Origin of the sequence: Halohasta litchfieldiae (assembly GCF_002788215.1) — an archaeon.
Taxonomy (GTDB): Archaea; Halobacteriota; Halobacteria; order Halobacteriales; family Haloferacaceae; genus Halohasta; species Halohasta litchfieldiae.
Map to the genome: position 1 here is coordinate 3,059,720 of NZ_CP024845.1, position 25,824 is coordinate 3,085,543.

The window sequence follows — 25,824 nt, forward strand, 5'->3', positions numbered from 1 at the left end:
GCAGTATTGATCTGACGGTCAGAAACGGACGCGCGACGACCGGACTCAGTCGACGCGCTCGGCGAACGCGAACTGCGGTTTGACGTCCGTGATCCGAATGTCGAGCGTCTCGCCGGTTTCGGCCCCGGAAACGAAGACGGTGAAATCCTCGACTTTAGCGATCCCGTCGCCTTCCTCGCCGACGTCGACGATCTCGACTTCGAACTCGTCGTCGACGCCGAGGGGAGCAGTCAGACGGTGTTTGCCGATGAGATAGATTTCCGAGGAGCTATCGCGGGAGGCATCCGGGCTGCTCCGCTGGACGTACTGGAACTCCTCGGCGATTTCGTCCTGTAAATCGTCGAGATCCTGGCCTTGGAACACCTTCACCACGAAATCGCCGCCAGTGCCGAGATGTTCGCAGGCGACCTCGAAGGCCTGCCGGCCGAGATGGACCGACCGGGCGTGATCCAGCGAGTACTCGCCGGTCATGTTCGGGGCCATATCCGAGATGACAACGTCCGCGCCATCCTCGCCGACCAGTTTGCGGAGTCGGTCTTTGGTCCGGTCGTCGGTCATGTCGCCTTTGATCGTCTCGACGGTGTCGTGGTCCTCCAGATCCCGAATGCGCTGGAAGTCGACGCCGATCACGGTGCCATCGTCGCCGACCTCTTCGGCGGCGACTTGGAGCCAGCCGCCGGGGGCTGCCCCAAGGTCGACGACGGTGTTGCCGGGGCCGAACAGGCCGACCTGCTGGTCGAGCTGTTTGAGTTTGAACGCCGACCGCGAGCGATACCCCTGCTGTTTGGCTCGGTTGTAGTATTTGTCTTTGCCGCTTCCCATATTGGATACTCCTCAGTGATCCGGCCGCCTAACCCTGCCGATTTAGTCGACTCCCGCAACCCGTCGAATTCCCCACAGTCGACCCTCACGCTCCTCGATTGCGAACCCACACGCCATATAAAAGGGTCGGACGCGCTCGTCGAACGTCGCCGACAGCGGTTGTGGGCCAGCCCACTCGGCGGCCGCCTCGATCAGCGACCGACCGATGCCCTGACCCCGACGTGTCGTGCTGACTGCAATCGCTGATATATAACTCGAGTCGGGCCACAGCACATCTTCAACTGCCTCCGCTGCACGTATAAGCGCGATTGCGCCGACCGGTCGACCAGCCGCCTCTGCGAGCAGTATACAGCCCCTATCGCCGGTTAGTTGATCCCTAATCCGGTCGGCGTCGGTGTCGAGGAGCGCGCCATCGAACAGTCGCATGACGTCGACCAGATCCTCGGGGGCGGCGTGGCGGATCGAGGTCACGCGCTGGATTTGCGCTTGTGGTTGAGTTCCAGAATGAGTCCCTCGATTGTGGGCCGGTCGGACGGGGAGTTGCCGACATAGGAGTAGACCAGCCGTGGCTCGTCACCCCGGAGGTCGATGATGACCGCCAGCGGCATCCGGCCCAGGAGATTGTGGAGCGAGCCGAGAAACCCGAACCGGACCGGTTGGCCGAACCGGTCGGCGACGGCGGTGTCGGGATCGGCGACGACCGGGAACGGGAGGTCGTAGTTGGTCGCCCACTCGGCGGCCCGCTCTTTGGACTCCGGCAGGACCGAGACGACGACGGTGTTTCGCTCGCGAAACTCATCGTAGCGGGCGGCGATATCCTGGACTTGGTTCCGACAGTTGCCACAAAGATAATCCCGCTGGAACAGCAGCACGACGAACTCCGCATCCAACCTGTCGAGCCGAAGCGGGTCCGGCCCGGCCCCGCCGTTCGGCAGTTCAATCGAGAGATCGGTCGGCTTCGAGTACATACCGAGCCTTCTGTCGCCGACTGACAAAAATACTCAGTTTGCCGACCTGCTCGCCGGTGGCTATCCACCCTTTATGAGTCGTAACACCTGCACATGGTCGACCCCGACGGGCTGGTCTTCCGGAACCGGTGAGCCATCGACGAGCACCGAAACCTCCTGTGGACTTCGGTCGACCTCCCTGACCAGATCGGCGTAGGTAGCCGACTCGTCGACGGTCACCTCGCGGGAGCCTTCGCCGACGACGTCGACGGTAACGTTCATACGAGAGGGTAGGGCGATCAATTAATAAAAGCAGTCGGGTCCGGCCGTCGACTGGTCTCGGGGCGTTTATGAGCCATCGACTGCTTGCTTCGGTATGAGCGACGTCGACGCCGAAAGCGACAGCGAGCCGGAGCCGGGACGGGAGATCTGGATCGAGAAATACCGCCCCCAGACGCTCGACGACATCAAGGGCCAAGACGACATCGTCGAGCGGCTCCAGAGCTACATCGACCAGCGGGATCTGCCGCATCTGCTGTTCTCGGGCCGTGCTGGAATCGGCAAAACGACCGCCGCGACCGCCATCGCCCGCGAGGTCTACGGCGACGACTGGCGGGGGAATTTCCTCGAACTCAACGCCTCCGATCAGCGCGGAATCGACGTGGTTCGAGACCGCATCAAGAACTTCGCCCGCTCGTCGTTTGGCGGTCACGACTACCGTATTATCTTTCTTGATGAGGCTGACTCGCTTACATCCGATGCACAGTCAGCGCTCCGCCGCACGATGGAGCAGTTCTCCGACAACACCCGGTTTATTCTCTCCTGTAACTACTCCTCGAAGATCATCGACCCGATCCAGTCGCGGTGTGCCGTCTTCCGCTACTCGCCGCTTTCGGACGAAGCAGTCGCCGCACAGGTCGACGAGATCGCTGCCGCCGAGGGAATCGAAGTCACTGACGATGGCCGTGAGGCGCTGGTCTACGCCGCGGGCGGCGATATGCGCCGGGCGATCAACTCCCTGCAGGCCGCCGCAACCACCGGCGAGGTCGTCGACGAGGAAGCGGTCTATCTCATTACGTCGACGGCGCGCCCCGAAGAAATCGAGTCGATGGTGACCGACGCAATCGCCGGCGACTTCTCGAAATCCCGTGCCACACTCGACACGCTGCTCACCGACACCGGGATGGCTGGCGGCGATATTATCGACCAACTTCACCGGTCAGTGTGGGACTTTGATCTCTCGGAGCGTGATGCGGTGCGACTGATGGAGCGAATCGGCGAGACGGATTACCGGATTACCGAGGGTGCGAACGAGCAGGTCCAGCTTGAGGCACTGCTGGCGTCGCTAGCGATGAACGAACAGTAGGCCGAACCGAGTAGGAGGGTTCCTCAGAGTTCGGGTTCAAGATAGACGATTTTCACGCGGTCGTCGGTTGCTTTGAGTTCCGTCTCGATCTGGGTGATATCTTCGTCGATGTCACCGGTGATCAGCGATTTGTCGAAGCTCACCTCGGCAGTGACGAGTGCCTCGGCGGGGCCGACGAACATCGTTCGGAACCCGTCGACGTGCGTAACGCCTTCGTGGGCCGCGATAACGTCCCTGAGATCGGATTCGACATCGGGATGGAGACTCTCACCGAGCAGGAGTCGTTTGTTCTCCCACGCGAGCGCGACGGCAAATCCCATCAGCATGAGACCGATCAGGAGCGCGGTTACCGCGTCGTAGATCGGGTTACCCGTGAGTTGGGTGAGGACGATTCCGACCAGTGCGAGGGCGGCTCCGAGCAGCGCGATGGTGTCTTCGGTGTAGGCCGTCAGCGTCGTCACGTCACTGGTCTTTTTAAATGCTTCCGGGATGCCGGACCAGCCGTAGTTCGTGATCTGTCGCTGGAGTTCGGCGTTGGCTTTGGCGAAAGCGTATAACTCGAAGCCGATGGCTCCGAGCAGGACAACGACGCTGACGTACCACGCCGGGAACGGACCGATTCCGAGGAGGGTTATCGGGTCGACGGTCACGGTGTGGGGATTGAGGATCGCTTCGTAACCGTGTTTGACCGACTCCCAGCCCGCGATGCCGAACAGCAGCACCGACACCAAAAAGCTGTAGAAGAACTGTGCCTTGCCGTAGCCGAAGGGGTGGCTCTGGTCGGCCGCGCGGTCGCTGTACCGAATCCCAACCAAGAGGAACACCTGATTGCCGGTGTCCGAGATCGAATGGTAAACCTCCGACAACATGGAGGGGCTGCCGGTGAGCACGAAGGCGAAAAACTTGAGGATCGCAATCGCTCCGTTGGCGACGAGCGCGGCGAGGACGACTGATTTACTGCCTGCCATATGTCATGGCTGACGTGTCTGCCGTTTAATGGTTCCGTCACCCTCTCGGCGTCGACCGAGTGGGTTCGTCCCACTGTCGACCGGTCCGTCCCGGAACAATAGTTTTCAGTAGTCAGACCCATAATGGTTGGATATGCTTACAATCGTCTCCGATACTCACAGCACCGATGGCCACCGTCTCCGCGGGCGCACGCTCAAAGCGGTTCGCACGGCCGACCTCGTCGTCCACGCTGGCGACTTCATGATCGACCCCGTCCTCGATGCCTTCGAGGACGAATCGTCGACGTTCCGAGGCGTCTACGGCAACAACGATGACGAAGCGATCCGCTCGCGGCTCCCCAAAGCCCGAACTATCGAGTATGAGGGCGTCCGGTTCGCCGTAACCCACACGGTTCGCGGGGGGAACACGGCCCTGACACTGTTCGGCAAGGAACGCGAAGCCGATGCGGTCATCTTCGGCCACAGCCACCGCCCGACAGCTGAGTTGTCCGGCGAGCTCCCCCTTATCAATCCGGGGAGCCACGCCCAGCCGCGGGGCAATCGCCCGGCGCATGCCGAACTGGAGCCGGTTGCGGGTGGACTGCAGGGTCGACTCGTGACACCGGATGGCGAGGTGTTCAAACAGTTCGAGATCCAGCCGCGGTGAGTTCGGATGCTGGCGTCGACACGTCGAAACGCCTTTCAACAGGCCGATAATACCCAATCTATGGTTGTTTCGTTCTTCGACGATCCCGTGGTTATCGGGCTTATCGTCCTCTTGGTAGCGTTCGTCTTCTTCGGCTATCTGTTAATGCGTCGCACCGTGCTCGGGCTCCGTGAAGGGTACGAAGACGGCCAACGGCGGGAGTAAGATGGCTACTGTTCTGGAGCACACACAATGGTAGCAACTGGCACACTACTCACGTTCGGCGTTGCGGCCGCCGCCAGCCTGTTTATGGCGTGGGCCATCGGGGCCGGCTCCTCGGGCTCTACGCCGTTCGCCCCCGCGGTCGGTGCCAACGCGATCTCCGTCATGCGGGCCGGGCTGATCGTCGGCGTCCTCGGCTTCTTTGGAGCCGTCTTTCAGGGCGCGAACGTCACCGAAGCAGTCGGCAGCGAACTCATCATCGGTGAGCCACTCACCGCGACCGCGGCGATTGTCGGGCTCATCACCGCCGCCGTGTTGGTCGCTATCGGCGTCTTCGCTGGCTACCCGATTGCGACCGCCTTTACGGTCACTGGCGCTATCGTCGGCGTCGGATTGGCGATGGGCGGCGCGCCCGCGTGGGCGAAGTATGCCGAGATCATGACGCTGTGGGTGCTGACGCCGTTTGTTGGCGGCGGCATCGCCTACGGCATCGCTCGCCTCCTCCGGGGCGACCGGTTCGACGAGGATTATCTGATCGCGCTGTTGGGTGGCGTTATCGGCTTTATCATCGCTAACGTCGGCTTCGCATTCCTCGGCCCACCAGATGGCTCCGGTTCGATTGCCGGGACGCTCGGTGCAGGGTTGCCGCTTCCCACGGTGGCTGGCGTCGACGGCGGCCAGATAGTCGCCGCACTCGCCGTGGCGGCGCTGTCAGTTGCGGTGCTTTGGTTCGCGCTCAACCGGGACCGGACGGCCGGCCAGCGGCGGTTCCTGCTCGTGCTCGGTGGGCTCGTGGCGTTCTCGGCCGGCGGCAGTCAGGTCGGGCTGGCGATTGGCCCGCTGGTGCCGTTGCTGGGTAGCGGTATCGAGATCCCACTGTGGGCTGTTCTTACCGGCGGTGGGTTCGGACTCCTGCTTGGCTCGTGGACCGGCGCGCCGCGAATGATCAAAGCACTGGCCCAAGACTACTCCGCGCTCGGCCCCCGGCGCTCAATCGCGGCGCTCATCCCCTCGTTCGCTATCGCCCAGACGGCGGTCGCGTTCGGGATTCCGGTCTCGTTTAACGAGATCATCGTCAGCGCCATTGTTGGCAGCGGCTACGCCGCGGGGAACGCCGGGGTGAGTCGACGGAAAATGATCTACACCGTGCTCGCATGGGTCGGCTCGCTCGTGTTGTCGTTCGTGTTGGCCTACGGGATCTTCACGCTGATTACACTCGTTCGGTGATCGCATCAACCAATAATCGAGCAGTATGATACCGAAAACAGACGCCAGTTAGTCCGTCCCTACGCTAGATAATCCGTCACTACGTTCTGTCGGAGTTCACGTCAGTCGACCGGAGTCACTCACGTTAGTTCCGGCTCCTCGTCGACCTCTGTTTTAGGATACTCCGCAGTAACGGTGATCCGTGCTTTCAGGATTCGGGTGTTGTCGACCTCTTCGATCTCGATCTCGACGCCGTCGTACTCGAAGGTCTCGCCCTCCTCGACGAGTCGACCGGCTCGATTAAACACGAAGCCAGCGAGGGTTTCGAACTCCTCGCCCTCCGGCAGTTCGATATCCAGCGCATCGTTGACCTCGTGGATGTTGACCTCGCCGCGGACCAGCGTCGTCTGGTCGTCGAGTCGCTCGAATGGCTCTTCTTCGTCGCCTTCGAGAATATCGCCGACGATCTCCTCGACCATATCTTCGAGGGTGATGATCCCTTCAGTCGTCCCGAACTCGTCGAGGACGATCACCATCTGGAGGCGGTTTTCCTGCATTTCGGCCAGCAGGTCGTCGGCGTTCTTCGACTCGGGGACGTGGAGCGTCGGCTGGACGACATCGCCGAGGTTACTGCCACCCTCGCTGTACTGGTGTTCTCGGACCAGATCTCGGATGTTGACGATGCCGATGATGTTGTCGAGGTTGCCGTCGTAGACGGGCACCCGAACGTGATCGTTGCTGATACAGACCTGAATCGCCTCCTCGACGGTCGACTCACGGGAGACCGCAGTCACGTCGAGTCGGGGCGTCATCACCTCCTTGGCAATCGTCGAGTTGAACGTGAAAATGCGTTCGAGCATCTCGCGTTCCTCCTCCTCGATGACGCCCTCACGCTCACCGGTTTCGATGATGTCCTGAATCTCATCGCGGGTGACGTAGGGTGATTCGATCTGCGAGGAACTGCCAAGCAGCTTGTTGATCACTCGTGTCAGATGGTCAAAGACGAATATCAGTGGAAAGAGGAGATATTCGGAGAACTTCAGTGGCTTGGCGATCCGCAGGGCCCACGATTCGGTGTTTTCGACCGCGTAGGATTTCGGCGCGCTCTCGCCGAACAGCAGCACGACGGCCGTAATTCCGAAGGTGGCCGCAAAGACAGCCTGACCTTGTGTGAGATAGAAGCCAAACAGTGTGGTTGCTATCGAGGACATCGCGATGTTGGCGATGTTGTTGCCGACCAGAATCGTTACCAGCAATCGGTGGGGGTCATTTTTGAGCCCCTCGACCAGCTTTGAGTTTTTGATCCCCTCGTCGACCATCGAGTCGACCCGGTGTTGGGGCAGCGAGAAGAAAGCGATCTCCGACGACGAAAAAAACGCCGAGAGACCGATCAGGATGACGATGCCCACCACGCCTAAAATCGTGAGCGTCGATGTGTCGAAAGCCGGTAGCTGCAACGCCGAGAGCATAACAGAAGCATCTGCAAGCGATAAACCCATGTGCTGAATCGTTGCTCGGCCCGGAAATTAAGCGTTGTCCTCCCGGCGCGTTGGGGTAGTCGTCTCCGAGCAAGCGGAGACATAAAGACGGCCCAACTCATAGGCTCGCTAATGGCAAAACGGCGCTGTGATGGCTGTGAGACGAAGGTAAAAATCGCCGGAGGGATCGGTGATTTTTGGAGTTTCGACTTCACGCCAACCGGCGGGATGATCCTCGAACTCGCCGACGGCAGCGAGCATTTCCTCTGTATGGACTGCGTCGACAAGCTTCCCGACGACCACGATCCGGGAGCCGACGACGTGGCCGCACTGTCGACCGACACCGAGGAGTGAGCAAACGTATCACACAGCCATCCGTACGTTTTTGACCGAGGCCGCCCCACCACCTGCCGTGAAGCCCTCGCGTATTTTGGCGGAGTTCCCCGCCCCCAGCTTCCGTGCGACCCAACAGGAGGCACTCACTGAGATCCGCGAGGCATTTGAATCCGACAACGACGTGGTGCTGATCCGCGCACCCACCGGCAGCGGCAAATCCCTCCTTGCCCGCTCGATCATGGGCTGTGCGCGGGATCTCCAGACCGCCAAACCCGCCGAAGTAACGGGGGCCTACTACACGACCCCGCAGGTCTCCCAACTCGATGACGTCGACGCCGACGACCTGCTGGACGACCTCGAAGTCATCCGCGGCAAAAGCAACTACAACTGTATTCTCCCCGGCGAACACGACACGCCGGTCAATCAGGCCCCCTGCGCCCGGGAGAAGGGGTTTGACTGTACTGTCAAACATCGCTGTCCCTACTATTCGGACCGAGCTATCGCCTCCGGCCAGCCGATGGCCGCGATGACGCTGGCCTATTTTATGCAGACCGCCGGCTCCGACGTGTTCGGGATGCGCGACGTGGTCGTCATCGACGAGGCCCACGGGCTCGCCGAGTGGGCCGAAATGTACGCGACAATCGAGCTCTCGCCCCACCGTGTCCCAGTCTGGGACGATGTCGACATTCCCGACATCAACGGAGGCCACGATCAGGTCGAGGTGGCGATTGGGTTCGCCGAGCGACTCTCGAACGTCTGTTCGGCCGCCAAAGACCAACTGACAAACGAACCGGAGCTAACGCCCGACGAGGTCGCCCGTCGGGACCGACTCGGCGAACTGGTCTCGGAACTCGACTGGTTCATGGAGGACTACCGGAGTCCAGACAGCCCGACGACGTGGGTCGTCGACCAGCCCGGCGGAGCGGGCACCGCGATTACAATCAAACCGCTCGATCCCGCCCGCTATCTGCATCACACGGTCTGGGACCGCGGCGAGAAGTTCGCGCTGCTGTCGGCAACCATACTCAACAAGGACGCCTTCTGTCGACAGGTCGGTCTCGATCCTGACCGCGTCGCGCTGGTGGACGTAGAGCACACGTTCCCAATCGAAAACAGGCCCTTGTACGACGTGACACAGGGGAAAATGACCTACGAACACCGCGACGACACGATCCCCAAAATCGCCCGCCTCATCGTTCGGCTGATGGCCCACCATCCCGACGAGAAAGGGATCATTCACGCCCACTCGTATGCGATTGCCGAGCAGTTGGCCGAAACGCTCACCGAGTTCGGCGTCGGCCAGCGCGTGCGGGTCCATGACACGGAGAACAGAGATGCCGAACTCGACGCCTGGAAGGCCAGCAACGATCCGGAACTGTTCATCGCCGTCAAAATGGAGGAGGCCCTCGACTTAAAAGGCGATCTGGCACGCTGGCAGGTACTGTGTAAAGCTCCGTATTTAAATACGAACGACTCACGGGTCGCCCAGCGGCTCGAAGACGGCCAGTGGGCGTGGTATCACCGGACCGCCCTCCGGACGGTGATTCAGGCCTGCGGGCGGGTCGTGCGCGCGCCGGATGATTACGGCGCGACCTATCTCGCGGATTCGAGTCTGCTTGACCTTTTTGAGCGCGCCGAGAGCGACACCCCGCCGTGGTTCAAACAGCAGGTCGACCGACTCTCGAAGCCGACCCTCCCAGAGTTCGATCCACAGGCGGCGCTCGCTGGAATCAATGCGACAGCATCGCCCAGTCGTTCAGGAAAACAGACTACTGGACAGACACGAACTGAGTCCGACGCCGACCGTCGGAAGAACCATCCGCTGTCGGACGTCTGGGGCGACGGGTGAGACGGTGCAGTCGGCTTAAATGAGCACCGCGCCGTAGGCGAGCATCGAGCCAATCATCAGGACTGTAAAGAAAATCGCCATGATCTGCTGTCGGTCCATACAGCGGGTCGAACCTCGAACATATTAGAGGTTATGACTCTCTGAGACGCTACCAGTACCGCCCAGACACAGATTGACAATCAACAACCTAAAATCCAAATTTACTTTTGTTTTTCACAGTTATAGCTAATTCTTACAAGTGGTGTGGCACTAAGACTCACAGAAGGTTTAGATACTTGGTGTCTGTATACAGAGTATGGCAACGAACGGCCTCATGACCGCATTGACACTGTACCGCTGTGGAACCCTCACGTTCAAGCAGGCGGCAACCCGCGCTGGCCAGACCGACGACACCTTCGCCCGGACACTCGCCCAGTACGGCATCCCGGCCCACAACTGAGACTGGCTGCAGAAGCTAATTCTCGCAATTTGATACTAACAAGGAAACTATTAGTACCCCATGATACGTACTCACAAATGGAGGGGTGATCCATGTCAACACATATCAAACGCCTGTGTGACAGTCTGGAGCTCCCACGTGCGGATGCGTGGGCAGCCCACGCGACTGTCGAAGGCTGGCTTCGCGCCGAATCAGCGCCCGACTCCGACACCAGTATCGACCGGCTGCGTGTCGGCTCGCGGCTCCTGTCACGGCTTGAAACGGACGGGCGGCTGACCCGAGATCAGCTCTCGCTGCTCGCTGACCTCTGTCAACAGCGGCTGGATGACGACACAGCCCCAGCTCGTGATCGTGAGTCGCTTGCCGCAGTCGTCGACCACGTCGAGTATACCCTCGATATGTGTTCGACCTAAGCTGGCACGGGATAGCCAGTGTCGACCGACCCCGACGACCTGACGACCTCAGGGGACCAACCACTGGGGTCGACAGCTCCGTGGTGGGGCTTTTTGATACTGAAAAGAAGCCTGCGAGCTATGTCGTCCGAAGGTGACCTTGGGTCGGTTCGTACAGTTCGCCTTTCCGGCGGAGGTTCTCGATTTCTTTTTCGGCTTTGGTGGCCTCCATGCCGATCTCGCTAGCCCGTTCAAGCACTTCGTCGACCGGTGCGCCCTCCTCGAACTCGTCTTCGATCTCGGCGATCAGCTGCTTGATGTTCTTGATCCGGTCCCGTTGGGTTTTCGAGGTCCCCGTCTCGACCACGTCGGCATCGAACTGGCCAGTCTCGGGGTCGACACCGATATCCTTCAGACAGGAGCGAACGATATCAACGGATCGGGTCGCGTCCTCCTCGTCGACGGTATCCGAGAGCCGTACCCGTGCGCTGGCCTCCGCCAGCCTGACGAGTGCCTCCAGCTTTCGGGCCGTGACCGGAATCGGCGCGTCCTCATCGGCCCCTTTCGAGCGCAGGTCGACGTAGAACTCCCGAATTGCGGCTTTGGCCTCGTCGGTCATCGTCGGGAAACAGGAGCGTTTGGCGTGGGCGATATACTTCCGAAGGAGTTCGGCGTCGATCTCGGGGGCGACCTGTTCGGTTACCTCGTCGACCTGCTCCTGGGTGAACTCCGAGGTCGGCACGTTGGCGCGTTGCGTGTTCAACTCACCCGCGTAGTTTGTCTTGAGGATGTGGTCGGCCAGCATGCCGTCGTGTTCGGGGTCGGGCTTGTCAGTAACCGTAAAGATGAGATCGAACCGCGAGACGAGTGCGGGTTCGAGATCGATCTGCTCGCCGATTGGTTCGTACTGGTCGAACCGGCCGTACTTCGGATTCGCCGCGCCGAGCAGTGAACACCGAGATTTGAGCGTGGCGTTGATCCCTGCTTTCGAGATACTGATCTGTTGCTGCTCAAGAGCTTCATGCATAGCCGACCGGTCTTCCGGTCGCATTTTATCTAGCTCGTCAACCGCTGCGATCCCTTGGTCGGCCAACACGAGCGCACCGGCTTCGAGGGTCCACTGCTGGCCGTCGCCGAAGTCATCTCTTACAGCTGCCGCAGTAAGCCCGGCCGAACTGCTGCCCTTCCCGGAGGTGTACACCGATCTCGGGGCAATATTCTCGATATATGATAGCATTTGGGAGTTGTGGGAGATGACGTTGTTCGTGAGGTAGTTGTGAGTTCCCTCGACTTCCAGATCGTAGACCCAGTCGTCGTCGGGGGTGACTGTCTCAATCGTCTCGATTTTCTCCCATCCAACGTCGCCATCAGCCAACTGTCGGAGCGCGTCAACATCTCGCGTGAGGCTGTCGACACCACCGTCAGAAGCAATGACTGTCTGTTCAGCGGTTGTGTCTGTCATCGCATCTTCGAATGCAGATACGACGCGTGAGAGCGCGTCACGGCTTGGATTTCGTCGGTTTCGCTCATAATGCTGATACGTGCTTCGTGGAAGGTTGCACGAAGCCTGTGGGAGCTCAAGCGCCTCCCGAATTCGTTTGAGCTCGGCCCCGATATTCGGCACTACATCGCGGTTTGTATTGCTTGCTGTACTACCGTGTTTCAGTGTAGCCTGTGTTTTCCGTTCCGTAACAAATCCGACCTCGTCGACGTACCGTTTGAATTGGTCTCCACTGATTCGGAGTCGGTAACTGCCGTTCTGTCGTTCTGCAAGCTGCGAAGAGATACCGAGCGAGAGCAGCAGGCTTCGGACGTTTGCCAACAGCTCACGACTCATCGAGGCAACTGAAATCTCTCGTTGCGTCGCTGAAACGTGTCCTTCGCCCTCGATATACGCTTTGAGGAATGCGGCTTTGATTTCGACTGACGCGCTCTGAATTGCGGGTGGTACTCGCTGTGTGTCCGAGCCAGTGAGCAGTTTGCTGTCACAGTGCTCAAGGAAGCTTACGAACTCCCCTGACGAGCACATGAGTTCCTCGGCATCCTTTCCATCGTGTGGTTCTCGAATCGTAGTGTTCAATCCAAGATCCGAAAGCGTCTGTGTAGCATCGGCTAAGACTTTCTCGTCATTATTTGTAATCGAGACGAAGCCAGTATTATCCTCGCGCTGCTCAACGTATCCCTCTGCGACAATGTATCCGAGCAAGCGGGCTAACTCGGGGGTCCATCTGTCCGGCAATGATAATTCGACTGCGTTGTATGACTGGGATGCTCGATACGTAGCTTCGAGTCCATCGGAACCGTCGCTTGGAATCGTCTGTGGAACTCCAATAAAATCACCGACAGAAAGGTCTTCAGCACGGATTGGTGTGAACTGGGCGTTCTGCTGGACGAACAGCGGATGTGATGGAGTAACCGTTACTGATGACCCCGTCTGAGTCGTGATCCGGTACAATTGCTCGGGGGCCTCACGTTTCCAGACTTTCGTTGCGTGGCCAGTCCCGAGTGTCCCGTCCTGCTGGAGTGTCGGGATCGTAATGTCGACTTCGTCCCACACACCGTCGTCGACCGGTTTTGGATCGTCCAAATTCGATTCGACAAGCTCCTCGATTTCCGTTTCCGAGCCGTCAGCGAGCGTAACCCGCGTCTCCCCGGAAACGCACTTACCAGTACCAGGGTCACCAATAAGCAGCATATGAAGATCGCCACGAATCCGAGAGCCATCGGGGAGGTTTTTCGTCACACCCGAAAACAACTGCAAAATCATCGCTAGTTTCTCTTCGTCGTAGCCGTAGATCGACGGTGCGACCGAGGCGACCATCTTCTCGTAGATATCCGGTGAGTTCGAGAGTTCGATGATCTCGGTTTTGTCCTCCTGCGTGATGTCCATATCCTCGAACACCTCGTCCTCGATGGTGACCGAGACGCCGTCCATATAGAGGTCGAACAGCGAGGATTTGCCGTCGTTGCCGTCCATCTGCTCGATGTGGAGGACGCCGACAACGGTGACGTGGTCGCCCGCGGTGACTTTCCCGGTCACGTCGTCTTCGATATTGATATCGATGCTCTGTGGGGTTTCGCCCCCGCGGAGTCCTTCGGGACTCTCCTGAATGCGGAGTTTCTGGGCGTCGACGAACTCCGACTGGTCGAAGTTGATCTTGAATGGGCCTTCGCGCTCGCAGCCCTGACAGTCGTGGGGTTCCTGGAAGTCGCCGTCCTCCTGTGGAATGTAGTTCATCGTCCCACAGCGCTGGCATTCGAACGCCGAATCCGTTATTTTGGGTCGGACATCGGTGGCTTTGCGGATGATTCCCTGTACGGAGACGAGTTTGCCGATGTGGTTGTCGTGGACCCGGATGCCGCGGATGTCCACGGAGTCTGGAAGGTTCTGTAGTCGGACGTGGGCGTTGCCGAGTTTGACGTCGGCGGGCAGATCGTAGAGTCGGAGGGCCTCCTCGGCGTACTCCTGGATCTGGTCGGGTTGGGAGAGATAGTCGTCGGCGAGATCGCGGTCGAACTGGTAGAGGTCGTCGTAGTCGACGTACAGCGAACGCTGTTCGTTGGGATACTTCTGGGCGAGCGTCCCGATGTCGTCGCGGTAGTAGTTACGGTAGAACTGAATAAACCGATCAGTGAGTTCCTGATTCCCTGCCTGAGCCATTGCAGAGCCGTAGGTCGTCCTCACCTATGAACTTCAGGATCATCGAACCGCGACAGCCAAGGAGTCCCCGAAACGACGCCTCGTATGAGCGATTCGGCAACCGACGGCGACCGTGACAGCTACGAACTACTCGTTATCGGCGGCGGGGTCGCCGGACTCACCGCGGCGACGTTCACCGCACGGGCAGGGCTCACCACGCTCGTCGTCGACCACGGCGAGTCGATCCTCCGCCGGAATGCCCATCTGGAGAATTTCCCCGGCTTCCCGGCCGGTGTCAATCCTCGACTGTTCGCCGATATGCTCCACGCGCAGGCGACACGCAACGGCGCGGGCTACCAGCAGGGTTTGGTGGATGGCCTCTTCGGGAGCCTCGACGAGGGGTTCGTCGCCACCGTTGGGGCGGTCGACGACGCAACCGAGCGCCGCGAGATCCACGCCGAGCGCGTACTGATTTCCTCGTGGAGCGACGTTTCGTATCTCGACGACCTCGGCGTCGACAGCCGCGATGCCGGGAGCAAGCAGTACATTGAGGACGACGGCCTCGGACGAACGAATATAAAAGGGATCTACGCGGCGGGGCGGACTGCCGAACGCTACCACCAAGCGGTCATCGCGGCGGGCAACGGCGCGGAGGCCGCGATCACGCTGATCCACGACAGCGAGACGCCTTTTTATAACGACTGGGTCGTCCCCGAGGGCTATTTCACTGATCGTGGTCGGGAGGTCCCGCCGGGCTGCGAGGAGATCGATGCCGCCGAGCAGCAGGCCCGACAGGCGGCTTCACGGGCGGCCATGCAGGAGTACTTCAGTGAAGTCCACGAGGAGCGTCAGCGCACCCATCCGAGTCTTGTTGAGGACGAGAAAGGGCGGGTCGACTGGGAGAAATAACAGTTACTCGTCTTCAAGCGCCGCGTAGATGTCGGCGTGACGGCGTCCATCCAGTTGCCCCATTTCGAGGGCGATCTCGCGGCGTTCTTTGTCACTGTCGGCCGACTGATACCGCTCGTAGAGCCGACGGACTTCTTCGTCGACCGCCGTCGAGGAATCGGTGCTGGACGCCATTAGTGGTCTCAACCTACTCGTTGTGTCGGTTTATGGGTTGCGGCGAGCACAGGCACGGAAGTAGATAACTGCTGTCTCAACGTCGACTGCGGCTTCATCGGTGGCGAATCGATGGAGTAATGCCCGAATCTCATCGCCGTACTCGAACATATAGCCGTTCAGCATATAAAACACGACCACCGTTCGAAGTGCTGTTCGCTTATTGCCGTCGACGAAGGGATGATCCGCAACGAGGAGTCGCATCAGATGGACCGCTTTTTCATGAAGCGTTTCTGGGAGTTCGCCAAAGAACCCCTCCGAAACGTACTGAAGCGCAGATTCAATCGGTTTCTCTGATCGGACTCCTGATTCTGTCACATCGCCTTCCGCAACGATCTGTTCGTGGAGATCGAGGATCGTTTCGACAGAAGGATAGACGATGTTCTCAGTCACATACTGGACTTTCTCACGCGACTGGATAATCGTTTCTTCGACCGATGATGTAACCAAGCCGGAGTCCCCACTGGACGATGTAATATAACCCCTACCAGTTCTGTATCGCCGCGGTACGCCACCGAAGCCCGAACGACTATTTATACGCCGCCCGTCAACTGAGATGAATGCTTGAGGGGGTAAATGTCGCACTGGGCGTCACGGGAAGCATCGCCGCGGTCACAACCGTCGAACTCGCCCACGAACTCCGTCGACAGGGCGCATCGGTTCGCGCCGTGATGAGCCCCAGCGCCAGCGGCATCATCCACCCGTGGGCCGTCGAGTTCGCCACCAAACACGACGTTGTCACCGAAATCACGGGCCAAGTCGAACACGTCGACCTCTGTGGCCGCGACGGCTGGGCCGACGTGTTCCTGATCGCCCCCGCAACCGCCAATACCGTCGGCAAAATCGCGGGCGCGGTCGACGATACTCCCGTGACAACCACCGCGACCACCGCGCTCGGAGCCGGCGTGCCGGTCGTCATCGCCCCTGCAATGCACGAGCCGATGTACGACCATCCCGGCGTGCTGGATTCGATTGCTCGTGTCGAGGAGTGGGGCGTCGACTTCGTCGACCCCAGAATCGAGGAAGGCAAGGCCAAAATCGCCACTGAGGCGGCCATCGTCACCGGGGTCGCACGCGCGACAACCGAACAGAGCCTCGCTGGCAACCACGTCATCATTACCAGCGGCGCGACCAGCGAAGCAATCGATCCGATTCGGGTCCTGACGAACCGGGCCTCGGGGTCGACTGGCCGAGCTATCGCTCGCGCGTGTCACGTTCGTGGTGCCGAGGTGACCCTCGTTCACGATGGCCCGGAGGTCCATTATGCCAACACCGTCAGCGTCGAGAGCGCCGCCGAGATGCTGGCAGCAGTCGAGGGAGCCGCACCCGACGCCGACGCCCTGATCTCGGCGGCAGCGATTTCGGATTACACAGTAAAAAAGGCCGACACCAAGCTCCGATCCGGCGAGCCGCGAACGCTCGACCTCGAACCCACGCCCAAGATCTTAGATTCGATCCGGCAGGCCCACCCCAACCTGATGATGGTCGGGTTCAAGGCCGAAACCACGGGCAACGAGGAGGCGATGGTCGACCAAGCCGCCGCGCTCCGTGATCGCGTCGACCTCGCGTTCGTCGTCGCCAACGACGCCAGCGTGATGGGCAGCGAGGAGACACGGGCACTGCTGGTCGGTCCGGGAGCCGAGAGCCCGGCGGACTGCGAGACGGTCGAAGGGTCGAAACAGCAGCTGGGCGACCGGGTTGCCCGACAGCTCGCCGAACGACTCTCGGGGTCGACAGACGCGTAATAATTCTCGGGGTCTGTATGTGGGGACACGCTGTTCCGAATTTCAGCCCAAGAATGCGCCGATTAAGAGCGGTAGTATAAAGATAGAACCGCCACAGCAGCCGAGATACAAATTGTTTTGAGGCGTCCGTTGTTTCGTAGGATTAAGAGACGCCATGATATTCAGAGAACCCAACCGGCAGCCGAGGTGGGAGACAGATGGCGGATAACGACGCCGAGCGGCTGCTTGTCCCCGTAAAGCGCTCCTCGACGCTCCGGCAGACAGTCGACTACGCGGTCCAACGGCTCCTCAACGCCGACACCGACGGCGAGTCGACGGTCCACTTCGTCTTTCTGGCGACGTGGCGAGCCGGTGATCCGGGCACCGACGCCGACAGCGCACGTGCCGAGGAGCTACTCGAACAGATCGAAATCTGGGTGCGCTACGAGTGTGAGGAGGCCGACGTCGACCCCGAGACGGTGGCGGTCGAAACCACCCTCCTCGGCCTCGACGAGTACCTGTTTAGTCCCGAGGATTACGCCGCGCTCCTGACGGAGTACGCTGAGGACAATGGTCTGACCCGAGTCATCGTCGACCCGGAGTACCAGCTCGTCGGCCACACGACCCTGCTCCAACCGCTCGAATTCGAACTCGAACAGACCGAACTCGTCGTCGAGGAAGCTCCCGTCGACCGACCCACACAGCGTGGGCGGCTGGTGAGTCGACCGAACACGGCGCGGTTCGTGACCCTGTTCGGCCTCTCGTTTCTGTTTTATCAGGTACTCGGCGGCTTCAGCGGCACGTTCGATCTCGTCACCGGCATCGCAACCGCCGGTGTCGTTGCGATCACGCTGGATAGCGTGAGTTTTTATCGAGATCCGTCGCTGCGAGAGTCACCGAAACGAATGGTTCGCGGGCTGATTTATATCCCCTATCTGCTCTACGAGATCATCGTCTCGAATCTGGTGGTCGCCCGGGTCATCCTCGATCCACGGCTCGATATCGACCCGCGAATGACCAAAGTGCGCTTTTTCGTCGGCTCGGGGTTCCCGCTGACGACCCTCGCAAACAGCATTACGCTGACGCCGGGGACGCTGACGGTGACCGCCGTCGACCAAGAGCTGTACGTCCACTCGCTGGTTCCGTTCGCCCGTGAAGGGCTGTTCGACGGTGCGCTCGAACGCTGGGTCCGATTCGTCTTCTACGGCCGGGAGGCCGCCCGGTTCCCCTCGCCGCGAGAGCGCGGTGATACCGAGGTCCTTCAGGAGCCGACCGCCGTCGACCCGGCCGTGATGGGCGATGGCCACGAGCCACAGGGAGGTAACGACCAATGATGTTTGTCGACACCGCCGTCGTCACCGGGTTCAGTGTCGGTGACCTCCTGCTCGTCGCCACCGCGTTGTTCGTGACCCTCGCAGTGATGATGCTCTACCGTGCGATTTTGGGGCCGACCAACCAGGACCGCGTGCTTGCGGTCAACGTCCTTGGAACCAACACGGTCGTCATTCTTGCGCTGCTCGGTGCGGCGCTGGGCGAGCCGTGGTTTCTGGATATCGCGCTCGTCTACGCGCTGCTTAATTTCATGATGTCAATCGCAATCTCGAAGTTCACTGTCGAGCGAGGGGGAGTCATATGATCGAGCAAGTTCGGATCGGCCTCATCGTCGTTGCGATTGCGTTGGGGCTGTTTTTCACGTTTGTCTCGGCAACGGGCGTGATTCGGCTCCCGGACGTGTTCTCGCGGGCCCACACAGCATCGCAGGCCGATACCCTCGGCGCTGGCTTCGCGCTGGCCGCGGTCGCGCTGACGTTCGGCTGGGAGCCGGTGACCGTCAAGACGGTACTCCTGCTCGTATTCATTTTCGTGACGAACCCGACCGCGGCCCACGCCATCGCGCGTGCGGCGTACGAAGAGGGTATCGAGCCGTGGACCACGGGAGATGATCGCCGATGATTGGTCTCGACGCTCCGTCGACCGTGATCCAAAGCGTCGGCATTACGCCGGTAGAGCTCTCGCTTTTCGTCTTCGTACTGATTACCGCAGTACTGACTGCGCTGTTCCGGGATGTCCTCGCGTCGATTGTCATCTTCGCGGCCTACAGCCTCGGGCTGGCGGTCGTCTACACCTTCTACCGCGCACCCGACGTGGGGCTGACCGAAGCCGCAATCGGGGCTGGCATAACGACCGTGTTCCTGCTGTTAACGATTGCCAAGACGACCCGACCACCGACCGACGACCTCTTCGAGTCGATTCACTGGCCAGCGGTCGCCGTCTGTGGGATCTTCGCGCTCGTTGTCGGGTCGACGCTGACTGCGTTCCCCGCAGTCGGCGATCCGAACTCGCCGATCCTGACGAATCCGGACGTGACGGGCTACTACCTCGCAAACGCCTACGACGAAACGGGAGTCCACAATGCCGTCACCTCAGTGTTGGCGGCCTACCGTGGATTCGATACCTTCGGCGAGGCAATCGTCGTCTTCGCCGCAGGCGTCGCAAGCCTGCTCGTCCTCGGCCGGGAGGTGTTCACCGCATGAGCGATGATTCATCCAGTCGACCTGACGAGCGAACGGACGAGCGAACGGACGAGCGAACGGACGGTCGACTGGATCAAGACGGCGTCGCCCGTCAACGTTCGGCGTACTCCGAAAGTCAGGTCATCATGACGACCGTCAAAGTCGTTATTCCGTTCGTGATGACCTACGGGCTGTTCATCACCTTCCACGGTGCGGACTCGCCCGGTGGCGGCTTCCAGGGCGGAGCGATCATCGCCTCGGTCGTCCTGATGATCGCTTTCGCCTTCGGCATCGAGTCGACCCGTGAGTGGCTGGCCAACAGCACCGTTGTCGGCCTCGGCACGCTCGGTGTACTGCTGTTTGCGGCCATTGGCTTCGGGCCGGTACTGCTCGGCGAGAACTTCCTCGAATACACTGCCTACTACCCGGTGTTTGGGTCGACGCTCGGCCTCAAGGAGTACGAGTTCGTCAAATACGGGATGGAGGCCGTCGAAATCGTCGGCATCGCCTTCATCGTCTCGGGCATCATGATGGGGCTGTTTTTCGTCCTCGCGGCGGGCTATACCCCGAGCGTCGACGATCTCGAACCGTCCAGCGAGCTCCGCGACGGTAGCGACACTGCCAGCACGGAGGGCCAAACCAATGACTAATGTTGCGACACCGCTGATGACCGATTTCGCCGGGCTACTGACAACCGATCTCGTCGGGCTTGCGACGACTCGCCACGCCTACGTGCTGTTCGTGCTGCTGTCGACGATTGGACTCTACATGCTCATCGCCAACGAAAACCTCGTGAAGAAGATTATCGGCCTCAATATGTTCCAGACTGGTATCTTCCTGTTTTTCATTACGTCGGCCTACCGGGTCGGCGGGAAGGCACCGATTATTACCGATGGCGGCGGTCCCTACGTCAGCCCGCTGCCGCAGGTAATCGTCCTGACGGCGATTGTCGTCGGCATCAGTCTGACCGCCGTCGGCCTCGCGCTGACGATCCGCCTTTATAAGGAGTACGGGACGCTCCGTGCCGATGCGCTGCGGGAGGTGATCGCCGATGAGTGACGTCCTGCTCGCACTGCTGGTGACGATTCCGCTCACACTTGCGGTGTTCCCGCTCCTGCTTGGACTTCGGTTCAAGAACGTCGGCTGGCCAATCGCACTGGCTGGCTCGCTGGCGGTAACCGGGATGTCGAGCCTGTTTGCCTGGGATATTTACAGCGCCGACACCGCGGCTGGCCAACGGTTGGTCCACGAGATGGCGGGCTACCCCGGCCCATACGGGATCGAACTCGTCGGCGATGGGCTCTCGGCGCTGATCACCCTCCTGATCGGTGTCATCTCGGTCGCGGTCCTGATCTACGGACGGACGACCGGCCCACAGACCAACGCCTTCTACAGCGGCTTCCTCCTGCTGATGGGTGGGCTACTCGGGATGGCGCTCACCGGCGACCTGTTCAACCTGTTCGTCTTTTTGGAAATCGTTGGCCTCATCACCTACGCGCTGGTCGCCAGCGGCGACAGCGGGATGGCCGCCTACGGCGCACTCAAATACCTGTTCCTGGGAACTGTGGGCGCGTCGCTCTACCTGATCGGTGTCGGCTACATGCTCGTCGCCACGGGGACGCTGAACATGCTGGATCTCCAGTCGACGCTCGCCGGAAGCTACACCGATCCGCTCGTTCAGGCGTCCTTTGGCTTCATTCTCGTCGGTCTCCTGTTGAAGATCGCCGTCTTCCCGCTGCACACGTGGCAGCCCGACGCCTACACCTACGCGCCGGATACGGTGAGCGCCTACATTTCGGCGCTCGTCTCGACAACCGCCGCGTATGCACTGATCCGGATCTCCTACGACGTGTTTACGGTCGACTTCTTTGTGGCCAACCCGTTGATCACCGACGCCGTCGTGCTCGTCGCTTCTATCAGTATCGTCGTCGGGAGTCTGCTGGCAGCGATGCAAACCGAGATCAAACGCGTGTTCGCCTACTCCTCGGTTGCCCAGTTCGGCATGATCGTCGTTGCCATCGGATTGAATAGCGAAACCGCGCTCTTCGGTGCGGTGATCCACCTCATCGGCCACGGTCTCATGAAGGCAACGCTGTTCATGGGCGCGGGGATTCTGTCGACCGCGTATGGTGCAACCACCATTGCGGAGTACGCTGGCCTCGCCAAGCGCGCACCGCTGACAGGCGGGGCGATGGCGGTCACCGGTCTCGCGCTGGTCGGGATTCCGCCATCGATTGGCCTGCTCGGCAAGTGGTTTATCGCCCTCGGCGCAATCGAACAGGGATCATGGGGCGTTGCGATTGTCATCTTCGTCAGCACGCTGCTGACGCTGGGCTACGTGGCCCAGATCATCGAGAAGCTCTACTTCAACGCGCCACGCGAAGCAGAGCCGACGGAAGCAGCCGAAAACGAGACCGTTGAGACCGCAGCACTCAGTGATTCGCCGGTGGCCGACGGTGGTCGGGCGGCCAGTCCGGTTGCCACCGAGCGACTGGCAGTCGTCGTCGTGCTCGCCGTCTCCACGGTCGTGTTGTTCGCGTCGGTCGACCTGTTTGAGATACTGCTCGATCCCGTCCTCGGGAGGTTCTTCGCATGAACGAAATCACAGCTATTCGCCCACTCGCTGCCGTCGCCGTATCGTTCGTTGCCGCCGCGCTTATCCTCGCGTCGGGCCGCAGACCGAACCTCCGCGAGGCGTGGACGATCCTCGCCTCGGTTTCGATGTTCGGCATCGTCGCCAGCATGGTACCCGGCGTCCTCGCCGGAGAAGTGTACGTTACCAATCTCGGGACGATCCTGCCGTACGTCGACTTCGTCCTTCGTGCGGACCCTCTCGGCGTCCTCTTCGCCTCACTCGCCAGCCTGCTGTGGGTCGTCACGAGTTTCTACAGTATTGGCTACATGCGTGGGCTCGACGAGGACAACCAGACGCGCTACTTCGCATCGTTCGCCATCTCGGTCGCCTCGGCGGTCGGGATCGCCTTTTCGGGTAACTTGCTGACGATCTTCATCTTCTACGAGGTACTGTCGGTGGCGACCTACCCACTGGTCGCCCACGACGAGACGCCAGAGGCCCGCGCCGCAGGCCGGAAATACCTCGCCTACACCTTCTTCGGTGGCGGTGTGTTGGTACTCGCTGGGACCGTGATGGTCTACTGGCTCACGAGTATTGCCGGGCCCGCTGGGAGTGCAACGGTCGACTTCACGCCGGGCGGGATTGCCGCGCTCGCTAACGCCGAGCCGACCGCCGCGTCACTGGCGTTCATTGTTCTCGCACTCGGCTTCGGTGTCAAAGCCGGACTGATGCCGCTCCACCAGTGGCTCCCGAGCGCGATGGTCGCGCCGACGCCGGTCTCCGGGCTGCTCCACGCGGTCGCCGTCGTCAAAAGCGGTGTGTTCGGCATTGCACGCGTCGTCCTCGACGTATTCGGTCCCGAGACGCTCTCGAATCTCGGCTCGAACCTCTTTGGCGACCTCGGCATCGCGTTCCCGCTTGCGGTCATCGCAGCGATCACCCTGACGGTCGCCAGCATCATCGCTCTGCGGCAGGACAACCTCAAACGCAGGCTGGCCTACTCGACGATAAGCCAGCTTTCCTACATCGTCCTCGGACTCGCGCTACTGGAGGGCAATGCCCTCATCGGTGGACTGCTCCACATCCCGGCCCACGCGTTCATGAAGCTCACTCTGTTCTTCTGTGCAGGGATCATCCACGTGGAGACCCATACCGACGACATCAGCGATATGGCCGGGATCGGTCGACGGATGCCGCTGACGATGGTCGCCTTCGGGGTGGCCGCCGCCGGGATGGCCGGGATTCCGCTCGTAGCTGGCTTCGTCAGCAAGTGGTATATCGTCATTGGCGCGTTAGATGGCGGCAACGCGATCTTCGCGGCGGTACTGTTGGCCTCGGGAATACTCAACATTGCCTACTTTTGGCCCATCGTCTACCAGGCGTTCTTTGAGTCTCCCGAGGACCACGACGAGAAACCGCTCATCGAAGGCCCATTCGGTGGACGAGAGGCAATGCGGGCCGACGGTGGCGATAGCCACGAGAGCGACGAGATTACAGAGCCAGAACACGTCGACCATCTCGACGAGCGCCATGGAGGAGAAGACCACCACGGCGGGCCGCCAGCGAGCGGCTGGGCCAAGAGCAACTGGCGCGGCGGCGAGAGTACATGGTTCATGCTGGGGCCAATCTTGACCGCAGCAGTGCTCTCGCTCCTGCTCGGGATCGTTCCGCACACAATCGTCTTCCTGCGGATCGTCGAGACGATTGTCGGTAATCTGCCGGGGGTGATGATCTGATGACGACTGTACTGACGACCGCGTCAGCGGGCGCGCTGACGATGGTGCCGCCGGGAGTCGTCCTGTTGGCGGTTGCCATCCTCGTCGCACTGCTCCCGCGACGCGCTGGCCACGCCCTCGGCGTCGCCGCATCGGCGGTGACCCTCGCATGGGTGTGGACCATCCCGTCCGGAGCCTATCTCCAGACGCAGTTCCTCGGCTTTGAGGCCGTGCTGTTCAACGTCGACGAGTTCTCGCGGCTGATGGGGATCATCTTCGCGCTGATCGGCATCGTCGCAGTGGGCTACTCGTATGCCAGCGAGGCCGAGTCGACCCAGACCGGCATCGCGCTGTCCTACGTAGCGACGAGCTTTGGCGCGGTCTTCGCCGGTGACTGGCTGACGCTCCTCTTCTTCTGGGAGCTGATGGCGGTCACCAGCACGCTGTTAGTCTGGCATTACAAGGGGAAAGCGATCCGAGCAGGCTACCGGTATGCGATCTTCCACGGCATCGGCGGCACGCTGCTGATGGCCGCAATCTTGCAGACCTACGTCGACAAAGGCACCTTCCTGTTTGCCTCCGTGCCCGGCGGCCCGGAGATCGCTGGCATCACAGCCGGACTCCCGGCCGCGCTTGCGGCAATCGGTATCGGCGTTAATGTCGGCTTTATCGGGCTCCACACGTGGTTACCGGATACCTACCCGCGGCCGCATATCGCCGCCAGCGTCTTCCTCTGTGTGTTCACCACGAAGACCGGCGTGTATGGCATGTATCGAGCGTTCCCGGAGGGAAGTCTCGCTATCGCCTACATGGGTGGCGGGATGGCCATCTTCGGCGCGACCTACGCGTTGTTCCAGAACGATATGCGTCGACTGCTCTCCTACCACATCCAGTCGCAGGTCGGTTACATGATCGCCGGGGTCGGTATCGGGACCGCGCTCTCCCAAGCAGGGGCCTTTGCCCACGTCTTTAACCACATCCTCTACAAGGGACTGCTGTTCATGACGGCGGGCGTCATCATCTACCGCACTGGCGAGGAGAATCTCAAGAAACTCGGTGGGCTGGCCCGACAGATGCCGATTACCGCGGCTTCCTTCACGGTGGCCGCTCTCTCGATTGCTGGCTTCCCCTACTTCAACGGCTTCGTGAGCAAGGGAATCATCATTGACGGAGCCCACTACACCTTCGGGGAAGGGCCGCTTCCAATCGGGGAGTTCCACACGCTCGAATGGCTGTTGCTGCTCGGCGGGATCGGGACGTTCATGTCGTTCATCAAGTTCGGCTACTACGCCTTCTTCCACGGCGACTCCGGGTGGGAGGTCGAGGACGCCAACCGTGGGCAGTCCATGGCGATGGTAACTGTCGCGGTACTCTGTGTTTTCTACGGCGTCTCCGATGCCTCGCTTTTCGCACTGCTGCCGTTCGACGTTACAGATCCGGCCGTCGTCGACGAGGTGTACACGACCTACACCGTGCCTCACATCATCGAGGGTGTGATCCTCGGCGTCCTCGGACTGATCGGCTTCGCGCTGGTCAAAAAGCCGTTGTCGAAACTGGGTCGCGTACCCGATGTCGACGCGATCTACAATCCCGCGATGTTCTACGGTGGCCGCGGGCTGGTTGTGGGCGTCACCGAACTCTGGGCGGGCGTCGACCGCGTCGTCATGCGAACGATTGCCCGACTGAAACAGGCTGGGTCGAACCCACAGGCTGTCGTACAGCGGCTCGGAGTGGGTAGCCCAGAAAACCCGATCCCGCTCCGGGCGGGTATCGGGCGGAGCATCTTCGTGCTGACCGCGCTCGTCGCAGTCGCACTCACTGTGTTACTGCTGGTCTAAGCGGTCGACGCCGTGGCCGTTCACCGATGGAAACGGTTTTTCAGCAG

The 25,824-nt window shown here is 60.8% G+C and carries 28 protein-coding genes; 19 read left to right on the forward strand and 9 right to left on the reverse strand.

The annotated features are described in order from the left end of the window. Positions 1–45: 45 nt before the first annotated feature. The 4 genes from HALTADL_RS15510 to samp2 are packed head-to-tail and all read right to left on the reverse strand — an operon-like array spanning position 46 to position 2,051. The gene (locus tag HALTADL_RS15510; RefSeq protein ID WP_089671412.1) at positions 46–822 is read right to left on the reverse strand and encodes a 23S rRNA (uridine(2552)-2'-O)-methyltransferase; all 777 of its coding nucleotides are present in this window, start codon (positions 820–822) and stop codon (positions 46–48) included. Positions 823–864: 42 nt separating this feature from the next. Then, a complete protein-coding gene (locus HALTADL_RS15515; RefSeq protein ID WP_245708377.1) occupies positions 865–1,293 on the reverse strand; it encodes a GNAT family N-acetyltransferase in 429 nt (142 codons plus the stop codon). Continuing rightward, on the reverse strand, positions 1,290–1,790 hold the full coding sequence (locus tag HALTADL_RS15520; RefSeq protein WP_089671411.1) for a peroxiredoxin family protein: 501 nt from the start codon (positions 1,788–1,790) through the stop codon (positions 1,290–1,292). The genes HALTADL_RS15515 and HALTADL_RS15520 overlap by 4 nt, the downstream gene beginning before the upstream one ends. A gap of 60 nt (positions 1,791–1,850) precedes the next feature. Then, entirely contained in the window at positions 1,851–2,051 is a 201-nt protein-coding gene (samp2, locus tag HALTADL_RS15525; RefSeq protein WP_089671410.1) for a ubiquitin-like small modifier protein SAMP2, read from the reverse strand. A 94-nt stretch (positions 2,052–2,145) separates the two neighbouring features. On the opposite strand from samp2, the gene HALTADL_RS15530 reads away from it, so the two are divergent. Then, positions 2,146–3,135, forward strand: coding sequence for a replication factor C small subunit (locus tag HALTADL_RS15530; protein ID WP_089671409.1), 990 nt, complete (start codon positions 2,146–2,148; stop codon positions 3,133–3,135). 23 nt (positions 3,136–3,158) lie between these two features. On the opposite strand, the gene HALTADL_RS15535 is transcribed toward HALTADL_RS15530, so the two are convergent. Beyond that, entirely contained in the window at positions 3,159–4,103 is a 945-nt protein-coding gene (locus HALTADL_RS15535; protein ID WP_089671408.1) for a cation diffusion facilitator family transporter, read from the reverse strand. A 133-nt stretch (positions 4,104–4,236) separates the two neighbouring features. On the opposite strand from HALTADL_RS15535, the gene HALTADL_RS15540 reads away from it, so the two are divergent. The 3 genes from HALTADL_RS15540 to HALTADL_RS15550 are packed head-to-tail and all read left to right on the forward strand — an operon-like array spanning position 4,237 to position 6,177. Continuing rightward, entirely contained in the window at positions 4,237–4,749 is a 513-nt protein-coding gene (locus HALTADL_RS15540) for a metallophosphoesterase (protein ID WP_089671407.1), read from the forward strand. Positions 4,750–4,809: 60 nt separating this feature from the next. Continuing rightward, entirely contained in the window at positions 4,810–4,953 is a 144-nt protein-coding gene (locus HALTADL_RS17900; protein WP_177171904.1) for a DUF7859 family protein, read from the forward strand. Between the two features lie 27 nt (positions 4,954–4,980). Continuing rightward, positions 4,981–6,177: an inorganic phosphate transporter gene (locus tag HALTADL_RS15550; protein WP_089671405.1), complete on the forward strand. Its 1,197-nt coding sequence runs from the start codon at positions 4,981–4,983 to the stop codon at positions 6,175–6,177. Between the two features lie 119 nt (positions 6,178–6,296). Here the strand turns inward: HALTADL_RS15550 and HALTADL_RS15555 are convergent, their stop codons facing one another. After that, the gene (locus HALTADL_RS15555; protein WP_177171907.1) at positions 6,297–7,625 is read right to left on the reverse strand and encodes a hemolysin family protein; all 1,329 of its coding nucleotides are present in this window, start codon (positions 7,623–7,625) and stop codon (positions 6,297–6,299) included. Between the two features lie 141 nt (positions 7,626–7,766). Between HALTADL_RS15555 and HALTADL_RS15560 the strand changes: the two genes are divergently transcribed. The 4 genes from HALTADL_RS15560 (at position 7,767) to HALTADL_RS15570 (ending at position 10,671) form a co-directional block, all read left to right on the forward strand. Continuing rightward, positions 7,767–7,988 (forward strand): DUF7561 family protein, encoded by a 222-nt coding sequence (locus HALTADL_RS15560; protein ID WP_089671403.1) that lies wholly within the window; start codon positions 7,767–7,769, stop codon positions 7,986–7,988. A 58-nt stretch (positions 7,989–8,046) separates the two neighbouring features. Further along, positions 8,047–9,819: a helicase C-terminal domain-containing protein gene (locus HALTADL_RS15565; protein WP_089671402.1), complete on the forward strand. Its 1,773-nt coding sequence runs from the start codon at positions 8,047–8,049 to the stop codon at positions 9,817–9,819. A gap of 295 nt (positions 9,820–10,114) precedes the next feature. After that, positions 10,115–10,258: a UPF0175 family protein gene (locus tag HALTADL_RS17060; protein ID WP_109561567.1), complete on the forward strand. Its 144-nt coding sequence runs from the start codon at positions 10,115–10,117 to the stop codon at positions 10,256–10,258. A gap of 92 nt (positions 10,259–10,350) precedes the next feature. After that, positions 10,351–10,671: a DUF7853 family protein gene (locus HALTADL_RS15570; RefSeq protein WP_089671401.1), complete on the forward strand. Its 321-nt coding sequence runs from the start codon at positions 10,351–10,353 to the stop codon at positions 10,669–10,671. A gap of 118 nt (positions 10,672–10,789) precedes the next feature. Here HALTADL_RS15570 and HALTADL_RS15575 read toward each other — a convergent pair whose 3' ends face one another. Further along, the gene (locus HALTADL_RS15575; RefSeq protein WP_089671400.1) at positions 10,790–14,311 is read right to left on the reverse strand and encodes an LAGLIDADG family homing endonuclease; all 3,522 of its coding nucleotides are present in this window, start codon (positions 14,309–14,311) and stop codon (positions 10,790–10,792) included. 84 nt (positions 14,312–14,395) lie between these two features. Between HALTADL_RS15575 and HALTADL_RS15580 the strand changes: the two genes are divergently transcribed. Continuing rightward, positions 14,396–15,199, forward strand: coding sequence for an FAD-binding protein (locus HALTADL_RS15580; protein WP_089671399.1), 804 nt, complete (start codon positions 14,396–14,398; stop codon positions 15,197–15,199). Between the two features lie 3 nt (positions 15,200–15,202). Here HALTADL_RS15580 and HALTADL_RS17905 read toward each other — a convergent pair whose 3' ends face one another. Both HALTADL_RS17905 and HALTADL_RS15585 read right to left on the reverse strand, forming a co-directional pair. Next, entirely contained in the window at positions 15,203–15,373 is a 171-nt protein-coding gene (locus tag HALTADL_RS17905; RefSeq protein ID WP_177171903.1) for a hypothetical protein, read from the reverse strand. Between the two features lie 30 nt (positions 15,374–15,403). After that, positions 15,404–15,805 (reverse strand): type II toxin-antitoxin system death-on-curing family toxin, encoded by a 402-nt coding sequence (locus HALTADL_RS15585; protein ID WP_100190901.1) that lies wholly within the window; start codon positions 15,803–15,805, stop codon positions 15,404–15,406. Between the two features lie 167 nt (positions 15,806–15,972). Between HALTADL_RS15585 and coaBC the strand changes: the two genes are divergently transcribed. The 10 genes from coaBC (at position 15,973) to HALTADL_RS15635 (ending at position 25,777) form a co-directional block, all read left to right on the forward strand. Then, a complete protein-coding gene (gene coaBC / locus HALTADL_RS15590; protein WP_089671398.1) occupies positions 15,973–17,157 on the forward strand; it encodes a bifunctional phosphopantothenoylcysteine decarboxylase/phosphopantothenate--cysteine ligase CoaBC in 1,185 nt (394 codons plus the stop codon). A gap of 197 nt (positions 17,158–17,354) precedes the next feature. Continuing rightward, a complete protein-coding gene (locus HALTADL_RS15595; protein WP_089671397.1) occupies positions 17,355–18,470 on the forward strand; it encodes a monovalent cation/H+ antiporter subunit E in 1,116 nt (371 codons plus the stop codon). Further along, on the forward strand, positions 18,467–18,772 hold the full coding sequence (locus HALTADL_RS15600) for a cation:proton antiporter (RefSeq protein WP_089671396.1): 306 nt from the start codon (positions 18,467–18,469) through the stop codon (positions 18,770–18,772). The genes HALTADL_RS15595 and HALTADL_RS15600 overlap by 4 nt, the downstream gene beginning before the upstream one ends. Continuing rightward, the gene (gene mnhG, locus HALTADL_RS15605) at positions 18,769–19,089 is read left to right on the forward strand and encodes a monovalent cation/H(+) antiporter subunit G (protein ID WP_089671395.1); all 321 of its coding nucleotides are present in this window, start codon (positions 18,769–18,771) and stop codon (positions 19,087–19,089) included. Before HALTADL_RS15600 ends, mnhG begins: the two co-directional genes overlap by 4 nt. Further along, entirely contained in the window at positions 19,086–19,670 is a 585-nt protein-coding gene (locus HALTADL_RS15610; RefSeq protein ID WP_089671394.1) for a DUF4040 domain-containing protein, read from the forward strand. The genes mnhG and HALTADL_RS15610 overlap by 4 nt, the downstream gene beginning before the upstream one ends. Then, positions 19,667–20,299 carry an MnhB domain-containing protein gene (locus HALTADL_RS15615; RefSeq protein WP_089671393.1) on the forward strand — a complete coding sequence of 211 codons (633 nt, stop codon included), beginning with the start codon at positions 19,667–19,669 and terminating at the stop codon, positions 20,297–20,299. The genes HALTADL_RS15610 and HALTADL_RS15615 overlap by 4 nt, the downstream gene beginning before the upstream one ends. A 16-nt stretch (positions 20,300–20,315) precedes the next feature. Beyond that, positions 20,316–20,708 carry a cation:proton antiporter subunit C gene (locus HALTADL_RS15620; protein ID WP_089671459.1) on the forward strand — a complete coding sequence of 131 codons (393 nt, stop codon included), beginning with the start codon at positions 20,316–20,318 and terminating at the stop codon, positions 20,706–20,708. After that, a complete protein-coding gene (locus HALTADL_RS15625; protein ID WP_089671392.1) occupies positions 20,701–22,245 on the forward strand; it encodes a monovalent cation/H+ antiporter subunit D family protein in 1,545 nt (514 codons plus the stop codon). The genes HALTADL_RS15620 and HALTADL_RS15625 overlap by 8 nt, the downstream gene beginning before the upstream one ends. Next, positions 22,242–23,960: a cation:proton antiporter gene (locus HALTADL_RS15630; protein ID WP_089671391.1), complete on the forward strand. Its 1,719-nt coding sequence runs from the start codon at positions 22,242–22,244 to the stop codon at positions 23,958–23,960. Before HALTADL_RS15625 ends, HALTADL_RS15630 begins: the two co-directional genes overlap by 4 nt. Then, the gene (locus HALTADL_RS15635) at positions 23,960–25,777 is read left to right on the forward strand and encodes a Na(+)/H(+) antiporter subunit D (protein WP_089671390.1); all 1,818 of its coding nucleotides are present in this window, start codon (positions 23,960–23,962) and stop codon (positions 25,775–25,777) included. The genes HALTADL_RS15630 and HALTADL_RS15635 overlap by 1 nt, the downstream gene beginning before the upstream one ends. Positions 25,778–25,824 lie beyond the last annotated feature (47 nt).

Excerpts from the sequence above, each read along its gene's own strand:
- mnhG (WP_089671395.1), top strand. The coding sequence starts at position 18,769 with ATGATCGAGCAAGTTCGGATCGGCCTCATCGTCGTTGCGATTGCGTTG.
- HALTADL_RS15540 (WP_089671407.1), top strand. The coding sequence starts at position 4,237 with ATGCTTACAATCGTCTCCGATACTCACAGCACCGATGGCCACCGTCTC.
- HALTADL_RS17900 (WP_177171904.1), top strand. The coding sequence starts at position 4,810 with ATGGTTGTTTCGTTCTTCGACGATCCCGTGGTTATCGGGCTTATCGTC.
- HALTADL_RS15535 (WP_089671408.1), bottom strand. The coding sequence starts at position 4,103 with ATGGCAGGCAGTAAATCAGTCGTCCTCGCCGCGCTCGTCGCCAACGGA.
- HALTADL_RS15620 (WP_089671459.1), top strand. The coding sequence starts at position 20,316 with ATGACCGATTTCGCCGGGCTACTGACAACCGATCTCGTCGGGCTTGCG.
- HALTADL_RS15615 (WP_089671393.1), top strand. The coding sequence starts at position 19,667 with ATGAGCGATGATTCATCCAGTCGACCTGACGAGCGAACGGACGAGCGA.
- HALTADL_RS15530 (WP_089671409.1), top strand. The coding sequence starts at position 2,146 with ATGAGCGACGTCGACGCCGAAAGCGACAGCGAGCCGGAGCCGGGACGG.
- HALTADL_RS15595 (WP_089671397.1), top strand. The coding sequence starts at position 17,355 with ATGGCGGATAACGACGCCGAGCGGCTGCTTGTCCCCGTAAAGCGCTCC.
- coaBC (WP_089671398.1), top strand. The coding sequence starts at position 15,973 with ATGCTTGAGGGGGTAAATGTCGCACTGGGCGTCACGGGAAGCATCGCC.
- HALTADL_RS15560 (WP_089671403.1), top strand. The coding sequence starts at position 7,767 with ATGGCAAAACGGCGCTGTGATGGCTGTGAGACGAAGGTAAAAATCGCC.
- HALTADL_RS17905 (WP_177171903.1), bottom strand. The coding sequence starts at position 15,373 with ATGGCGTCCAGCACCGATTCCTCGACGGCGGTCGACGAAGAAGTCCGT.
- HALTADL_RS15600 (WP_089671396.1), top strand. The coding sequence starts at position 18,467 with ATGATGTTTGTCGACACCGCCGTCGTCACCGGGTTCAGTGTCGGTGAC.
- HALTADL_RS15580 (WP_089671399.1), top strand. The coding sequence starts at position 14,396 with ATGAGCGATTCGGCAACCGACGGCGACCGTGACAGCTACGAACTACTC.
- HALTADL_RS15510 (WP_089671412.1), bottom strand. The coding sequence starts at position 822 with ATGGGAAGCGGCAAAGACAAATACTACAACCGAGCCAAACAGCAGGGG.
- HALTADL_RS15520 (WP_089671411.1), bottom strand. The coding sequence starts at position 1,790 with ATGTACTCGAAGCCGACCGATCTCTCGATTGAACTGCCGAACGGCGGG.
- HALTADL_RS15570 (WP_089671401.1), top strand. The coding sequence starts at position 10,351 with ATGTCAACACATATCAAACGCCTGTGTGACAGTCTGGAGCTCCCACGT.
- HALTADL_RS17060 (WP_109561567.1), top strand. The coding sequence starts at position 10,115 with ATGGCAACGAACGGCCTCATGACCGCATTGACACTGTACCGCTGTGGA.
- HALTADL_RS15610 (WP_089671394.1), top strand. The coding sequence starts at position 19,086 with ATGATTGGTCTCGACGCTCCGTCGACCGTGATCCAAAGCGTCGGCATT.
- HALTADL_RS15550 (WP_089671405.1), top strand. The coding sequence starts at position 4,981 with ATGGTAGCAACTGGCACACTACTCACGTTCGGCGTTGCGGCCGCCGCC.
- HALTADL_RS15575 (WP_089671400.1), bottom strand. The coding sequence starts at position 14,311 with ATGGCTCAGGCAGGGAATCAGGAACTCACTGATCGGTTTATTCAGTTC.
- HALTADL_RS15555 (WP_177171907.1), bottom strand. The coding sequence starts at position 7,625 with ATGCTCTCGGCGTTGCAGCTACCGGCTTTCGACACATCGACGCTCACG.
- HALTADL_RS15635 (WP_089671390.1), top strand. The coding sequence starts at position 23,960 with ATGACGACTGTACTGACGACCGCGTCAGCGGGCGCGCTGACGATGGTG.
- HALTADL_RS15630 (WP_089671391.1), top strand. The coding sequence starts at position 22,242 with ATGAACGAAATCACAGCTATTCGCCCACTCGCTGCCGTCGCCGTATCG.
- samp2 (WP_089671410.1), bottom strand. The coding sequence starts at position 2,051 with ATGAACGTTACCGTCGACGTCGTCGGCGAAGGCTCCCGCGAGGTGACC.
- HALTADL_RS15625 (WP_089671392.1), top strand. The coding sequence starts at position 20,701 with ATGAGTGACGTCCTGCTCGCACTGCTGGTGACGATTCCGCTCACACTT.